At 61.9% G+C, this 13295-nt stretch carries 15 protein-coding genes; 7 read left to right on the top strand and 8 right to left on the bottom strand.

The window, feature by feature from the left end; genetic code table 11:
* Positions 1–47: 47 nt before the first annotated feature.
* Positions 48–1022: a Bug family tripartite tricarboxylate transporter substrate binding protein gene (locus AB8A50_RS08005; RefSeq protein ID WP_089264005.1), complete on the bottom strand. Its 975-nt coding sequence runs from the start codon at positions 1020–1022 to the stop codon at positions 48–50.
* 122 nt (positions 1023–1144) lie between these two features.
* Here AB8A50_RS08005 and AB8A50_RS08000 point away from each other — a divergent pair, with 122 nt between their 5' ends.
* Positions 1145–1849 (top strand): GntR family transcriptional regulator, encoded by a 705-nt coding sequence (locus tag AB8A50_RS08000; protein WP_439077354.1) that lies wholly within the window; start codon positions 1145–1147, stop codon positions 1847–1849.
* Positions 1850–1858: 9 nt separating this feature from the next.
* On the opposite strand, the gene AB8A50_RS07995 is transcribed toward AB8A50_RS08000, so the two are convergent.
* Positions 1859–2320 carry an MEKHLA domain-containing protein gene (locus AB8A50_RS07995; protein ID WP_439077353.1) on the bottom strand — a complete coding sequence of 154 codons (462 nt, stop codon included), beginning with the start codon at positions 2318–2320 and terminating at the stop codon, positions 1859–1861.
* Between the two features lie 328 nt (positions 2321–2648).
* Here AB8A50_RS07995 and AB8A50_RS07990 point away from each other — a divergent pair, with 328 nt between their 5' ends.
* Together AB8A50_RS07990 and AB8A50_RS07985 are read left to right on the top strand one after the other, a co-directional pair.
* On the top strand, positions 2649–3632 hold the full coding sequence (locus tag AB8A50_RS07990) for a Bug family tripartite tricarboxylate transporter substrate binding protein (protein ID WP_439077352.1): 984 nt from the start codon (positions 2649–2651) through the stop codon (positions 3630–3632).
* Between the two features lie 30 nt (positions 3633–3662).
* Positions 3663–4457: a class II aldolase/adducin family protein gene (locus tag AB8A50_RS07985; protein ID WP_068736808.1), complete on the top strand. Its 795-nt coding sequence runs from the start codon at positions 3663–3665 to the stop codon at positions 4455–4457.
* 232 nt (positions 4458–4689) lie between these two features.
* Here AB8A50_RS07985 and AB8A50_RS07980 read toward each other — a convergent pair whose 3' ends face one another.
* From AB8A50_RS07980 to AB8A50_RS07970, 3 genes are all read right to left on the bottom strand, one after another.
* Complete coding sequence (locus AB8A50_RS07980) at positions 4690–5007, bottom strand: NIPSNAP family protein (protein ID WP_089264009.1); 318 nt, start codon at positions 5005–5007, stop codon at positions 4690–4692.
* Between the two features lie 33 nt (positions 5008–5040).
* On the bottom strand, positions 5041–6015 hold the full coding sequence (locus AB8A50_RS07975) for a Bug family tripartite tricarboxylate transporter substrate binding protein (RefSeq protein WP_089264010.1): 975 nt from the start codon (positions 6013–6015) through the stop codon (positions 5041–5043).
* A 218-nt stretch (positions 6016–6233) separates the two neighbouring features.
* Positions 6234–7133 (bottom strand): helix-turn-helix domain-containing protein, encoded by a 900-nt coding sequence (locus tag AB8A50_RS07970; protein ID WP_089264011.1) that lies wholly within the window; start codon positions 7131–7133, stop codon positions 6234–6236.
* 334 nt (positions 7134–7467) lie between these two features.
* Here AB8A50_RS07970 and AB8A50_RS07965 point away from each other — a divergent pair, with 334 nt between their 5' ends.
* Complete coding sequence (locus AB8A50_RS07965; RefSeq protein ID WP_089264012.1) at positions 7468–7890, top strand: group III truncated hemoglobin; 423 nt, start codon at positions 7468–7470, stop codon at positions 7888–7890.
* An 84-nt stretch (positions 7891–7974) separates the two neighbouring features.
* Positions 7975–8196 (top strand): hypothetical protein, encoded by a 222-nt coding sequence (locus tag AB8A50_RS07960; protein WP_093758344.1) that lies wholly within the window; start codon positions 7975–7977, stop codon positions 8194–8196.
* A 94-nt stretch (positions 8197–8290) separates the two neighbouring features.
* Here AB8A50_RS07960 and yghU read toward each other — a convergent pair whose 3' ends face one another.
* The gene (gene yghU, locus AB8A50_RS07955) at positions 8291–9163 is read right to left on the bottom strand and encodes a glutathione-dependent disulfide-bond oxidoreductase (protein WP_439077351.1); all 873 of its coding nucleotides are present in this window, start codon (positions 9161–9163) and stop codon (positions 8291–8293) included.
* 194 nt (positions 9164–9357) lie between these two features.
* Between yghU and AB8A50_RS07950 the strand changes: the two genes are divergently transcribed.
* Positions 9358–10605 carry an MFS transporter gene (locus tag AB8A50_RS07950; protein WP_439077350.1) on the top strand — a complete coding sequence of 416 codons (1248 nt, stop codon included), beginning with the start codon at positions 9358–9360 and terminating at the stop codon, positions 10603–10605.
* 19 nt (positions 10606–10624) lie between these two features.
* Here AB8A50_RS07950 and AB8A50_RS07945 read toward each other — a convergent pair whose 3' ends face one another.
* Both AB8A50_RS07945 and bla read right to left on the bottom strand, forming a co-directional pair.
* Positions 10625–11029, bottom strand: a complete 405-nt coding sequence (locus AB8A50_RS07945; RefSeq protein WP_093758347.1) for a GFA family protein — start codon at positions 11027–11029, stop codon at positions 10625–10627.
* Between the two features lie 95 nt (positions 11030–11124).
* Entirely contained in the window at positions 11125–12015 is an 891-nt protein-coding gene (gene bla, locus AB8A50_RS07940) for a subclass B3 metallo-beta-lactamase (protein WP_439077349.1), read from the bottom strand.
* Positions 12016–12193: 178 nt separating this feature from the next.
* On the opposite strand from bla, the gene AB8A50_RS07935 reads away from it, so the two are divergent.
* On the top strand, positions 12194–13177 hold the full coding sequence (locus tag AB8A50_RS07935) for a zinc-binding metallopeptidase family protein (RefSeq protein ID WP_439077348.1): 984 nt from the start codon (positions 12194–12196) through the stop codon (positions 13175–13177).
* Positions 13178–13295 lie beyond the last annotated feature (118 nt).

Raw genomic sequence — 13295 nt, 5'->3', positions numbered from 1 at the left:
TCGTCGAGATCGATCAGGTGGATGCGGCCGGCGGGTGCCGGCAGCGGTTATTCTTTCGGGAAGGTCTGCGCCGCGACCTTGCCAATCGCGGCGGCAACGCTGTCGACTTCCCTGGTGAGCGCGTCGCCGGTCACGTCGTCGACCAGGAAGACGTTCTTCTTGGCGAATTCCTTGAATCGCGGATCTTGGATGGCGGTGCGGAAGGCGGTGGTCAGCTTGGTGCGGACATCGTCCGGCAGGTTCGCAGGGCCGACCACATAGGCCATCTGCACGACGGGCCCATACGGGAAGACGTCGATGCCCTTTTCCTTGAAGGTCGGGACATCTGGAAACATCTCAAGCCGCTCATTGGCGAAGATGCCAATGGGCTTAAGCAGGTTGTCCTGAATCTGGCCGAGCGTTTCGGACGGTTTGAGCACGCCGGAGTCGACATGCTGTCCGATCAGATCGGCAACGACTTTCGAGCCGCCGGTATAAGGAACATTGACATAGTCGACGCCGGCTGCGCGTGCGGTCATGGAGGCGAAGATGTGGTTGAGATTATAGTTGCCGGGCGTGCCGATAGTGACCTTGCCGGGCTTCGCCTTCATGTTGGCGATGTAGTCGGGGAGGGTCTTGATCGTGCCGGTGGAAGGCACAAGCAGCATCAGAGGATCGGTGGAGACGCGCGCGACGTGGGTGAAATTGCTGTTGGTGAGTCCGTTCGCCTTGTTCTGGGCTATCAGCGCCAGCGTCGAACTGGTCCCCATGCCGATGGTGTAGCCATCCGGCGTGGAGCTCGCGACGCGTTTCATGCCGATGACGCCGGTGGCGCCGACGACATTCTCGATCACGATCTTGATGCCATGCTCGCGCAGGATCGGGTCCAGCGCACGTGCGGCGACGTCGTTGGAGCCGCCTGCATTCCACGGCACGATGAAGGTGATGTCCTTCTGCGGAAAGTTGGATTGCGCGTGAGCAGGCAGGGACCAGCATCCCAATACCAATCCGAGCGCGGCAAAGCTGACGCGTTGAACAAACATTGTTTTCCTCCCATTTTTGGTGTTTGTTATAACAAACATCTTAATGGGTCAATGGAACATTTCACCGCGGGTTGCAGGGCACGAATTTGCGGGACTCGGCAGGGTGAGGTAGCGAGCACGGAATGACCGCACTGAAACGGATCGAACGCGAACCGCTCTGGGACTTGGCGCATGCGCAGCTCCGGGACGCGCTACTGGCTGGCCGTTTCGCGCCGGGCACGGTGCTGACCTTGCGCGCGCTCGCAGAGAGCTTCGGCACGTCGATCACGCCGGTACGTGATGCAGTCACCCGGCTCGTCGCACAGGGCGTGTTGCAGCAGGGACCGCGCAATGCGGCGATCGTCCCGCATCTGACGGCGCGCGAACTCGCGGACCTGACGGTGGTACGCTGTGCACTCGAGGGGCAGGCGGCAAGGGAAGCCGCGACCCGACGCAACACGGCGGGACTCGAACGTCTGAAGTCACTACTGGCGACGATGCAGTCGCTGATTGCGGCAAAAAATCTCGAAAGCTATCTCGATTATCATCGCGAGTTTCACTTCGAGATCTATGCGATGTCGGGCGTCCCGATCCTCGTGGAGACCATCGAGAATATGTGGCTGCGCTGCGGCCCGGTGCTGTCCTTCGTGATCCCCGAATATGTCGTGCTGCTGAAGGGCTGGGATCATCACACGGCAGCGCTCAAGGCTATCGTCGCAGGCGATGCCGATGCCGCCGAGCGCGAGATCGTCGCCGATATCACCGAGGCCGCCGACTATCTCGCAAGCCTTGCCGATGCCAACGGACAGTTGTGCCGGCCGCTGCGCGAGGCGCTGGCGACGTTGTAGCTGCTGCGCTCACACATCCGTCCATGACGTGAACAGCGCCGCCTGACCGCGTCGCTCGCCGTTCTCACTTCTCAGTTCCCAGACGATGCCACCTTCGATCCAGAAGCGGCGACCGGACTTCGCGATCCGCAACCCACGATAATTGTCGATGAAGCCGTTGCGCGCGACGGCATCCAGCAGGCGCTGGCGCTCGTCGCGGTTCGGCGCTTCCGCCGACAGCCGCGACGGGATGGTGACGAATTCGTCCCACTTATATTCGAAGCAAGATTGCGCGGTGCGATTGGCATAGGTGAACGCCGGATCGGCGTCGGTGTTATGTGCGAGCACCGCGAATGGTGCGTCGCTGTAGAGCCACGCTGCATCTTGCCCAGGCGCCAACAGGGGCTTCCCGACAGTGCGGAGATAGCTCCCGGTGAGGAGTTTGAAGAAGGGTGCATCGAGTGCGAAAGCAGGGAGCGTCGGAGCGGTCACGGGACTCTCTCGGGGATAGGCTATGAGGACATAGCCCGCATGGCTCTATACGACATCGGCAGCGAAAGCGGTGCTGACTGCCCCGGAATGCATGGAGCAGCCGCTATCGGTCGGCAGGAAGGATCAGGTCGTGATCAACCTGTTTTCGAACGCCACGGTGCATTGATTCACCGAGACGGCCGCGTCCCGTTCGTCGATTGCGCGTCCCGTGTAATCCGATAGCTGCCCGGCTTATTTAGTCGTCGCATCGGCTGGGCTCTTGTTTTAGCCTCTCCCGAAAATGTCGTTCCAGGCGAAAGCCCAATGGACCGGCGCAAAGGGAGAAAACGTGAGCAACAACAAGAAGGGGCGATGGTTTGCCATCGCCGCGGTCCTTGCCGCATCGCTGTTCGCCGTAGCGCCAGGGCAGGCGCAGCAATATCCCGAGCGCAACATCATCATGGTCGTGCCATTTCCGCCCGGCGGAACGACCGACATCGTCGCGCGCATCCTCACCGAACAGCTCAGCACCGAACTCGGCAAGCAGGTGGTGATCGAGAACCGCGGCGGCGCGAGCACATCGATCGGTGCGCAAGTCGTGGCCGGTGCCGACAAGGACGGTTACACGCTTCTATTCGCCAGCGCGACGACCTTCACGACCAACCCGCATCTGCTGGCCTCCATCAAATACAAGCTCGAGGACTTTGCGCCGGTCGCGATGGTGGTGAAGGTGCCGTTTGCCTTCGTCGTGAAGAAGGACTTTCCGGCCGCCGACGTCGCGGCGTTTCGTGCCTATGCGCTGGCCAATCCGAGCAAGGTCAACAATGCCACCAACGGACCGGGCAGCACCGTGCACCTCATGGGTGAGATCGTGGCCCGCGGACTCGGCGTGAAGCTGCAGCATGTACACTATCGCGGTGCTGCGCCGGCGATGAACGACATGCTTGCGGGCATCGTCGACAGCAATGTGGAGGCACTGACCAATACCGTGCCAAACCACAAGGCGGGCATGTACCGCGCGCTGGCGGTCTTGTCCGAGGAGCGCCTTCCGCAATTGCCTGATGTGCCGACCTTCAAGGAGCTCGGATTCCCCTCGATCGTCGGCGCGACATGGTTCGCAGTCTTCGCGCCCGCGGGTACGCCGCAGCCGGTGCTGAACAGGCTCAGCGCCGCCATCACCCGCATCGTCAAGACGCCGGAATTTGCAAAGAAGATGGAGCCGATCGGCAATCAGCCGTGGCCGATGACGCCGGCAGAACTCGAAACCCATGTGAAGAACGAGCGCGACCGCTTGGGCAAACTCATTCGCGAAGCCAACATCACGGTCGACTGACCGCATGAACAAGATCAAGGGAGAACATCAATGAATGCAGCCGTCAGCTCACCCGCCGTGAAAGTCGTCCGTTCGGTGCAGGATCAGGTCAGTCCCGAGGAGTGGCAGTCGCGCGTCAATCTCGCGGCCTGCTACCGTCTCACGGCGATGTACGGCATGACCGAGATGATCGCCAACCATATCTCCTGCCGCGTGCCGGGAACGGAAGATCAGTTCCTGATCAATCCGTATGGCATGCTCTATGAGGAGATCGATGCGTCGAGCCTCGTCAAGATCGACCTCGACGGCAACACGCTGTTCAACGCGTCCGACTACGCTGTGAATGCTGCGGGCTTTGTGATCCACAGTGCCATCCACATGGCGCGTCACGATGTCGATTGCGTCGCGCATACTCATACAGTGGCCGGCATGGCTGTATCGGCGATGGAATGCGGGTTGTTGCCGGTGGCGCAGACCTGCATGCGCTTCCTTCATGTCGCCTATCATGACTTCGAGGGCATCGCGGACAATCCAGAAGAGCGGGAACGACTGATCGCGCATCTCGGCAATCACGAGGCGATGGTGTTGCGTAATCACGGCCTGCTGGTGGTGGGCAAGACCATCGCCGCGGCTTTCAACGTGCTGTTCCGGATGGAGCGGGCCTGTCAGGTTCAGGTTGCAGCGTTGTCATGCAACACCAAGCTGATCACGCCGCCGCAGAAGGTCCTGCAGGACACTTATGACCGCATGAAGCCGCGCGACAATGTTCCGGGCCTCAGCGGCGAACTGGCCTGGCCGGCGCTGCTCCGCAAGCTCGACCGGGTCGATCCATCCTATCGCAACTGAGCTTGCGCTAGAGTCTGATCCATCTTCGATGGATCAGACTCTAGCTATTTTCTCTATGAGAGCATGATCTTGTCCGAAAACCGGTGTCCACTTTTCGGGATCATGCTCCAGCAGGCTCCGCGGCTGCCGGGCCCGCAGGCGTGGCATCCACCTGATGAACAGAAGGGATGCGCGGCATCAAGAATGCGGCGCATCATAGGTTCGGCAGTCAGATGCGCGACTGCAGGTCCGCCTACGGCTTGAAGAAGGACACTGGCGTCATCAACTGGTTTTCCTGGCTGATGAGATAGGCGGCCTCGGCGCTGATCTTCAGGTAGTCGGCCCAGGCCGGGTCCTTCTGCAGCGCCTGGCGCTTGGCCTCGCGATCGGCTGGGCTGTCATAGACCCAGATGTGCATGTAGCTGTTGACGTTGCCGGTCTCGGTTTGCATGTAGGCCAGCGGCTTGCCCAGATGGCGGCTCTGGATCTCGTAACCGTGCTCGGCATACAGCGCCAAGTGTTTCTTGATCGTGCCGGGGCGGCAGGTGTAGGTGCGAACGTCAAGCAGCATGGGGTTTCCTCGAGCGGTGGCGGATCAATAGGGTCATTCGGCGGTGGCGCCGGACTGCGCGACAAGCACGGCCCAGCGCGCCACCTCGTCGTTCACGTATTTCTGGAATGTTGCCCGATCGTCGCCGACGGGGTCGGCGCCGAGCCCTTTGAGCCGCTCCTGGACAGCGGGGTCAGCCACGCTCTGAACAATGGTCTGCGCAAGCTTCTCGACGATAGCGGGGGGCGTGCCGGCCGGTGCGAACAGGCCGAACCACGAGCGCGCGTTCATGCCGGGGAACGGCGTTTCTGAGAAAGCGGGCACGTCGGGCAAGGCGGCGTGACGCGTGCTGCCCGTCACCGCCAGCGCCTTGAGCTTGCCACTCTGCACCAGAGAGAGAACTTCGGGCAGGTTGGCGAACATGATCTGCACTTGACCGCCGATCATATCGTTGAGCGCCTGCGCGCCGCCCTTGTAAGCGACGTGCGTGATCTTCGCACCAGCCAGTGTGCTGAACTGCTCGCCGGACAGATGGGACGCGGTGCCCACGCCGCCCGATGCATAGTTGACGCTCGCGGCATTGGCCTTGGCGTAAGCGGCGAGTTCGCTCACCGAATTGACCGGTACCGACGGGTGCACCACCAGCAGCAGGGGCACCGACGCCAGGTTTGACAAGGCCGCGAAATCGCGCGTGAGGCTGTAGCTGAGCTTCTGGTAGAGCGATGCATTGATCGCGTGGCTCGATGTGGCCATCAGCAGCGTATAGCCGTCGGGCTCCGAGCGCGCCGCCGCGGCACCGCCTATATTGCCGTTGGCGCCGGCCTTGTTTTCCACCACGATCGACTGGCCGAGCCGTACCGACATGGCTTGCGCCACGGTGCGCGCAATCACGTCGGTGGCACCACCGGCGGCGAACGGCACGATCACGCGTAGGGGACGTTCTGGATAATCGGCCATCGCGCTGACTGAGGTGAGGGCCAATGCTGCGGCCACGACGAGGCTCCGCAACGGGATGATTGCTTTGTGCATTTTGTTTCCTCTGCCTCTTGTTTTTATGTCCTGCCGACGGCGCTCTCCGCAGATGCGGGGCGGTCGTGGCGGTGGGCGTCATGCCATGCCGACCTGCGCATACAAACGCGCAGGTGGCGATGGCAGCGCCCGGTCAGGCGTCCATGCGGGACACTCTATGCAGCCGCGCGGCGACGGCGCTAGGACGGATCAGACGTTGTGTTGGACTTTTTCGCGTGTCAGTCCAGTGGACGGCAATGCTTCCTCCGGAAGTCGCCCGGCGTGAGGCCGGTCTGCTTCTTGAAGAAGCGCGCGAAGTAGGCCGGATCCTCGATATTGAGGCGGAACGCGATCTCGGCGATGCCCGTTTCGGTGTTGCTGAGCCAGCGCTTGGCTTCGAGGACCACGCGCTCCTGCACCACCTGGCTGGCCGTGCGCGCCACAGTGCGCTTGACCGCATCGTTGAGCTGGCGCTCGCTCACGCCAAGCGCCTCGGCGTACTGGCCGATGGTACCGAAGCGCAGGTAGTGCGTTTCCACCAGCATCGCGAAACGGCGCGCGAGCGCCTGGTGTGGACCAACGCCACCGGCGGGCTCGTTGTCGGGGCACACACGGCGCAGGCGCGTGAGCAGGATCAGCAGGCTGGCCCGCACCACATCGGGAAATCCCGGCTGGCGATCGCGTGCCTCACGCTCCATCTCGCAGAGCAGTGGCAGCATGCCGTCATGCTGAGCCTGCGTGAGATAGAGCGCGCTGTTGCCGCGCGCAGGGTGGAAGAACGGAAGTTTCGCGACATCTTCGGCGCGCGGAAACATCCGCGCGAAGAAGTCGGTGCTGAAGTTCAGCACGTAGCCGTGAGGCTTGACCGATGACGTCCAGGCATGGACCTGGCCCGGCGAAAGAAAGAACACTGAGTGGTCGCGCACGTCGAAATGCGCGAAGTCGAGTGTGTGCGTGCCGCTCGCCCGGGTCATCCAGAGCAGATGGTAGTAGTTGTGCCGGTGCAGGAAACCGCGCGGGATGTCGTCGCGGTCCTCCAGTCGTACGAGGTCGAAGTAGAACGAGCCTTCGCCCGCGAAATCCGAGGTTTCAAAGGTCGGAAACTCGCCGGAGCGGGCGGAGAGGAGAGCTTCGGGCAAGTGAAGGTGTCCTTGCGGTTTCGGGGCACGGTTATCAGCGTCATCCTATCGCAAAAAGCCGGAGAGTACCGGGTGTTGGCGAATGCGACGCCGGACGGTCTCTCCGAGGAGTTCGGCAGCTCTATAAGAATTCTGGGTGCCGCTCCATCACACCCGGGAAGTTGCGTCGGGGGATGCTCCTGCAGGCATTTTATGGCGTTCGCTCGGAAGGGGACCTGATGGAACGGACGCAGACGGCGGGTCGTCGCAACTGAGCTTGCGCTGGATCAATTGCAAAACGGATTTCGGGCGATGGCGGTTGCCGAGCTGGCCGCCGTCGCCTACATCAGGGCGCATGACGCAGACCTCCGAAATCGGCTTCACCAGCTTCCAGCCCTCCCTGAATGAAGAAAATATCGCGCTTCTGGTGCAGACCTTTTACGGCCGTGCCCGCGAGGATGATTTGCTGGGGCCGATCTTCAACAGCGCCGTGACCGACTGGGATCATCACATCGCGCAGATCAGCGATTTCTGGTCGTCGATGATGCTGAAGACCGGCCGCTACAATGGCCGGCCAATGCGTCCACATCTCGTGCTGCCGCTGAAGGGCGAACATTTCGATCGCTGGCTTTTGCTGTTCGAACAGACCGCGCGCGAGATATTTCCGGCTGAGGTCACCGAGGCCTTCATGATCCGCGCGCGCCGTATCGCTGACAGTTTCGAGATGGGCGTTGCCTCTGTGCGCGGCGAAATCGCTGCGCCGCGACATAGCGTTTAAGCGGTAGGCACGTGATGCATAGCCGGTCTTGCGAGAGCCCGTGGTTGCGCTAGGCTGCAGCTCCAACAAACCGGGAGTCGGTCCATGAAACGTCTGTCTGTCCTCGTTCTCTTGAGCCTGTTCAGTGCTGCGCCCGCAATGGCGCAATCCTGCAACGCCGTCAGCGGCGACGGCAAGCCGCTCGCGGGCGCTGCCAAGAAGAGCTTCATGAAGAAGTGCTGCGAGGACAACGCCAAGAGCGCCGAGGGCAAGCCACTGGCCGGCGCCGCCAAGACCTCATCGGTCAACAAGTGCATGAAGGGCTGAGGCTGCTGCCTCACGCATCCAGACGTGCAAAAGCCCCGCGCGCGCGGGGCTTTTCGATTCCGGGCTGAAGCGACGTCAACTCGAAGTCTTCGTCTCAGCTCTTCGCTTCGAGCTTGTCCTGCGTCTTCGTGTCGAAGTCGCTGGCGTCATGGCGTTCGCGCAACTGGCCGGCCGGGTCGCCCGAGGTGCGATTGACCATGCGACCGCGCTTCACGGCAGGACGTGCTGCGATCGCCTTGGTCCAGCGCTGCAGGTTCTTGTAGCTCTGCACATCGAGGAACGTGCCGGCATCGCCGTAGATGGCGCTCTCCGCAAGGCCGCCATACCAGGGGAAGATCGCCATGTCGGCGATGCTGTAATCCTTGCCGGCGATGAATTCGTTGTTGGCCAATTGACGATCGAGCACGTCGAGCTGGCGCTTGGTCTCCATGGCGTAACGATCGATGGCATATTCGATCTTGCTGGGCGCATAGGCATAGAAGTGCCCGAAGCCGCCGCCGAGGAACGGCGCGCTGCCCATCTGCCAGAACAGCCAGGATAGGGTTTCGGCCCGTTCGGCTCCGTCCTTTGGAAGGAAGGCGCCGAATTTCTCGGCGAGATGCACCAGGATCGCGCCGGACTCGAAGATACGGAACGGCTTGTCGCCGCTGCGATCCATCAGCGCCGGGATCTTGGAGTTCGGATTGACATCGACGAAACCCGAACCGAACTGGTTGCCGTCGATCCGGATCAGCCATGCATCGTACTCCGCGCCTGTATGGCCGGCAGCAAGCAGTTCCTCGAACATGATCGTGACCTTCTGGCCGTTCGGCGTCGCCAGCGAATAGAGCTGGAACGGATGTTTGCCGACCGGGAGCTCCTTCTCATGGGTGGGGCCGGCGATGGGCCGGTTGGTCGAGGCAAATTTGCCGCCGTTTTCCTTGTCCCAGGTCCAGACTTTGGGAGGCGTGTAGGGGGCGTCGGTCATGTCAGGCTGGCTCCGGAAAAGGGGCAGGGTTGATGGTTGCCGGGGACAGGTAGGGATGAATGCAATTGCATGCAAGATGGCGAGGCGTCCTATGCCGGAAGCCGCCTTGTGCCGGGCGAAGACATGCGATGTAACGAGTCTGCGCCGTAATTGCCGATGGCGGCGTTTCCCTCCGTCCGAAGATTCCCCTCCCGATGAGCGACACCCCAGCGCAGACCGTCGGCGCATCGCCCACCAAACGATCCTTCGCGGCGCTCCATCACCCGGGATTCCGCGCCCAATTCATCACCTATGTGCTGGCCATGATGGCCGACAATATCGAGCATGTGATCAGCTACTGGGTGGTGTTTCAGAAATTCCAGTCGCCCGCGCTGGGTGGTTTCGCCATCGTCTCGCACTGGCTGCCGTTCCTGCTGTTCTCAGTCACGTCTGGCGCGCTGGCGGAGCGTTTCGACCCGCGGCGCGTGATCCAGTGCGGCATGGCGCTGTTCATTCTGGCATCGCTGGGCTGGGGCTATTTCTTTGTCACCGATAGCCTGCAGATGTGGCAGGCGATGGTGCTGTTGGTGATTCATGGCTGTGCTGGCGTGCTGTGGCAGACGCCGAACCAGATGCTGCTCTACGACGTCGTCGGTTCCGCCGACCTGCCGAGCGCGGTGCGTCTGAACGCCATGGCGCGCTATCTCGGCGTCATGGTCGGGCCTGCGGTCGGCGGCGTAATCTTGCTCGCGCTAGGGCCGGCCTATGGCATCATGCTCAACACCATCTTCTATCTGCCGCTGGTGCTGTGGCTGATCAAGGCGCCCTATGGTCCGCGCTTTCGCACCGGCGCGCCCGCGCCTCAGCGCGCCGTGCGGGGCTTTGCGGACATCGTCCAGACCATGCGCGACGTTCGCCACCGTCCAGTGATCGTGTCCATGATCGCGCTGGCCGGCGCGGCATCGTTCTTCGTCGGCAACGCCTATAGTTCACAGATGCCGGGCTTCGCCAGTGATCTCGGCCATGGCGATCCCGGCATGTCCTACAGCATGCTGTTGGCGGCTGACGCAGCGGGCGGATTGCTTGCCGGCCTGGCGCTGGAGGGCAGGCAATTGCTGGCGCCGAAGCCGCGCACGGCGATCTTGCTGGCGCTGCTCTGGTGCGGCGCGCTGGCGATCTTCGCGCTGACCGGTCATTACGCCATCGCGCTGGTGTTCCTGTTTGCGGCGGGTTTCCTCGAACTGTCGTTCAACGCCATGGCGCAGAGCCTCGTGCAGCTCGATGCGCCCCTGGACAAGCGCGGTCGCGTCATCGGCCTGTTCAATATGGCGAGCCTGGGGCTGCGTGCCTTCAGCGGCATCTCGGTCGGCGTCGTCGGCAGCATGATCGGGATCCACTGGTCGCTGGCGCTGTCCGCGCTGGCGACTATGGTTGTCGCGGCGGGACTGTTGGCGCTGCCCTAGCGAGGAAAACCTCGGCTGTTTACCAGTCCACCATTCGGTCGTCGCCGCCGAACGCCGCGGGCATGGCAGCGTAATGTGGCAGGCCGTCGCGGACCGGAGCAATCGCCTCGCTGCAATTGATATGCAGGCTCGGCTTGAACGCATCCCCGAGCAGATAGCCGTTGATGCTGCGCATGCCGATCCCGTCGAGTTCGATAATCAGCCGCGTGGCACATTTTGCGCAACTGAGGCGCGGGGTCGTCTTCAGCGCGAACGACGTCGTGTCGCCTTGTACGACTTCAACGCCGTCAGCCGGATAGACGGCCTCGGCCACATAAGCCGCGCCGTGAACGGTCTGGCAGTCGGCGCAGTGGCACCAGAAATGAGCGATGGGATCGGCACTGATCCGGAGTTTGACAGCGTTGCAGGGGCAGGCGAGTTCCATGGCGCACCTCATGTGACGCGCAAAACTACCAGCCGACCGCAACCGCCGACAACGGCTGCGGCTTGCGACAAATCGCTCGCCGCAGTGCCCTGTCGTTATTTACCGTTCTGCAGCGCAACCGTCTGCTTGGCGAGCTGCTTGTCGAAATCCTGTTCGAGCGTTGCAGCGTAAGTGGCAAGCTCGCCTGGTTTCACGAACGGGTTCGGTGCGCCGTCCTTCATCGCCGCGCGCTTGACCTGCATGCCATAGACTTCCGGATGCGGTCCGAGCAGCACGTCGATCTTCATCGCCCTGGCCTTCGCATAGGTCGACCGATAGTCGTCGACGATGCCGGCATGGGTCGGATTGCCGACCAGCCGGTTCAGCGCCACGGTGCCGCTGCAGAAGAACAGGACCTCACGGTTCTCGCTGCCGTCCTTTACGGTCATCTCCCAGCTCGTGCAGCCTGGCGAATGGCCGGGCGTTGCATGCGCCGTCAGCGTGGTGCCGCCGAGCGTGACCTTGTCGCCTTCCGTGACGGTGCGATCCACCTTGACCGGCGGGAAACCGATATCGGTGTTCTTTTCATCGCCGGGATAGGTGCCGCTCTCGAGCAATGGCTTGTCCCGTAAGCCTGCGATCAGTTGCGCACCGGTGTCCTTCTTGATCTCCGCAAAACCGCCGGTGTGATCGAAATGGGCGTGGCTGTTGAGGATGATCTTGATATCGGTTTCCTTGAAACCGAGCTTTGCGATGTGCTCCTTGATCATCCCGGTCGATTGCGGGACGCCGGTGTCCATCAGGATGAGGCCGTCGGAAGTCTTGATGATATAGACCGCGATGCCGTCGGTGCCGACATAATAGATGTTGTCGATGAGCTGAAAAGGCTCGAATGGCGCGGTCCATTTGGCCATGGCCTGCACGAGGAAATCCTTGACGGTCTGCGCCTGCGCGTTGCCTGCAACAAGTAGCGTCAGAGCGCAGATGGCTCCTGCGAGCGTCTTCATGATGGCCTCCCGGTCTGATTCTTATTGGTTCTTCTGAACGCCTGGATTGAAACGCGATTTGGGCAGATCCCTCAAGTGTCATTCCTGCATGCCGGCCTCGCGCATGACAGGCACGGCCGGGCGGCGAATGTTGCGAGCGTGTTGAACCATCCCGGCCGTTTCGGGTTAGACTTCACCCATGAAACAACTGATCTGCCCCAGCTGCCAGACGCGCGTGTTCTTCGAGCAGAGCGATTGCGTGCAATGCGGCGAGGCGCTGATCTTCGACACCGCGCAGTCCAATGTCGTCAGCGCCGCGTTGGCCATATCCTGTGCCAATCGCGATCTGATCGCCTGCAACTGGGCCACGGATGAGAGCGATCCGTTCTGTCCTTCCTGCCGGCTTACGCGCACGATTCCTAATCTGGTGTCCGATCGCAATGTCGCGCTCTGGAAGCGGGTGGAGCAAGCCAAGCGGCGTCTGACCTACGACCTGATGCGGCTCAGACTGCCCCTTGCTGTGTCGAGCGGCGCGCATATCGCGTTCGACATTCTCTCGGACGAGACCGCCGGACATCCGATCATGACCGGGCATTTGTCGGGGCTGATCACCATGAACCTCTCGGAAGCGGACGATGCCGAGCGCGAGGCGCGCCGCGCGGCATTTCGCGAACCGTATCGGACGCTGCTCGGGCATTTCCGCCACGAGGTCGGGCATTTTTACTGGGAAGCGCTGGTCGATCAGTCGCAGCTCATCGGTCCGTTCCGGATGATCTTCGGCGATGAAACGCGCGACTATGGCGAGGCACTCGCGGCTTATCACAATCGCGCCGATCGCTCGTGGAATAGCGGTGCCTTCATTAGCGAATATGCGACCTCGCATCCGTGGGAAGACTGGGCCGAGACCTTCGCGCATTTCCTGCACATCGTCTCGACGCTGGATACCGCATCGTCGCTGCCGCTGTCACTGGACGAACGCTCGCGCCATACGCTGGACGATCCCTATCTCGAGCGTGACTTCGAAGCGTTGCTGTCGCTGTGGGATGCTGTGTCCTACAGCATGAACGAACTCAATCGTTCGATGGGCATGAGCGACGCTTATCCGTTTCACCTGACGCAAGCGGTGAGGGGAAAGCTACATTTCGTGCATCTGGCGATTCTGAAAACGCGCAGCGAAAGCTGAAAGGCCTTACGCTGTCATTCCGGTTCGGGCCGAAACGCGAAGCGGTTCGGCCCGAACCTCGGCCACTCCAATTGGAGTGGCGGGGAATCTCCAAGTGTTCATCACTCTTCAGCGCCGC

This window comes from Tardiphaga sp. 841_E9_N1_2 (genome assembly GCF_051811065.1).
Classification (GTDB): Bacteria; Pseudomonadota; Alphaproteobacteria; order Rhizobiales; family Xanthobacteraceae; genus Tardiphaga; species Tardiphaga robiniae.
This window is presented reverse-complemented; position numbering and strand designations above follow the sequence as displayed.

Excerpts from the sequence above, each read along its gene's own strand:
- AB8A50_RS07935 (WP_439077348.1), top strand. The coding sequence starts at position 12,194 with ATGAAACAACTGATCTGCCCCAGCTGCCAGACGCGCGTGTTCTTCGAG.
- AB8A50_RS07960 (WP_093758344.1), top strand. The coding sequence starts at position 7,975 with ATGAAACGTCTGTCTGTCCTCGTTCTCTTGAGCCTGTTCAGTGCTGCG.
- AB8A50_RS08005 (WP_089264005.1), bottom strand. The coding sequence starts at position 1,022 with ATGTTTGTTCAACGCGTCAGCTTTGCCGCGCTCGGATTGGTATTGGGA.
- AB8A50_RS07950 (WP_439077350.1), top strand. The coding sequence starts at position 9,358 with ATGAGCGACACCCCAGCGCAGACCGTCGGCGCATCGCCCACCAAACGA.
- AB8A50_RS07980 (WP_089264009.1), bottom strand. The coding sequence starts at position 5,007 with ATGCTGCTTGACGTTCGCACCTACACCTGCCGCCCCGGCACGATCAAG.
- bla (WP_439077349.1), bottom strand. The coding sequence starts at position 12,015 with ATGAAGACGCTCGCAGGAGCCATCTGCGCTCTGACGCTACTTGTTGCA.
- AB8A50_RS08000 (WP_439077354.1), top strand. The coding sequence starts at position 1,145 with ATGACCGCACTGAAACGGATCGAACGCGAACCGCTCTGGGACTTGGCG.
- yghU (WP_439077351.1), bottom strand. The coding sequence starts at position 9,163 with ATGACCGACGCCCCCTACACGCCTCCCAAAGTCTGGACCTGGGACAAG.
- AB8A50_RS07945 (WP_093758347.1), bottom strand. The coding sequence starts at position 11,029 with ATGGAACTCGCCTGCCCCTGCAACGCTGTCAAACTCCGGATCAGTGCC.
- AB8A50_RS07965 (WP_089264012.1), top strand. The coding sequence starts at position 7,468 with ATGACGCAGACCTCCGAAATCGGCTTCACCAGCTTCCAGCCCTCCCTG.
- AB8A50_RS07985 (WP_068736808.1), top strand. The coding sequence starts at position 3,663 with ATGAATGCAGCCGTCAGCTCACCCGCCGTGAAAGTCGTCCGTTCGGTG.
- AB8A50_RS07975 (WP_089264010.1), bottom strand. The coding sequence starts at position 6,015 with ATGCACAAAGCAATCATCCCGTTGCGGAGCCTCGTCGTGGCCGCAGCA.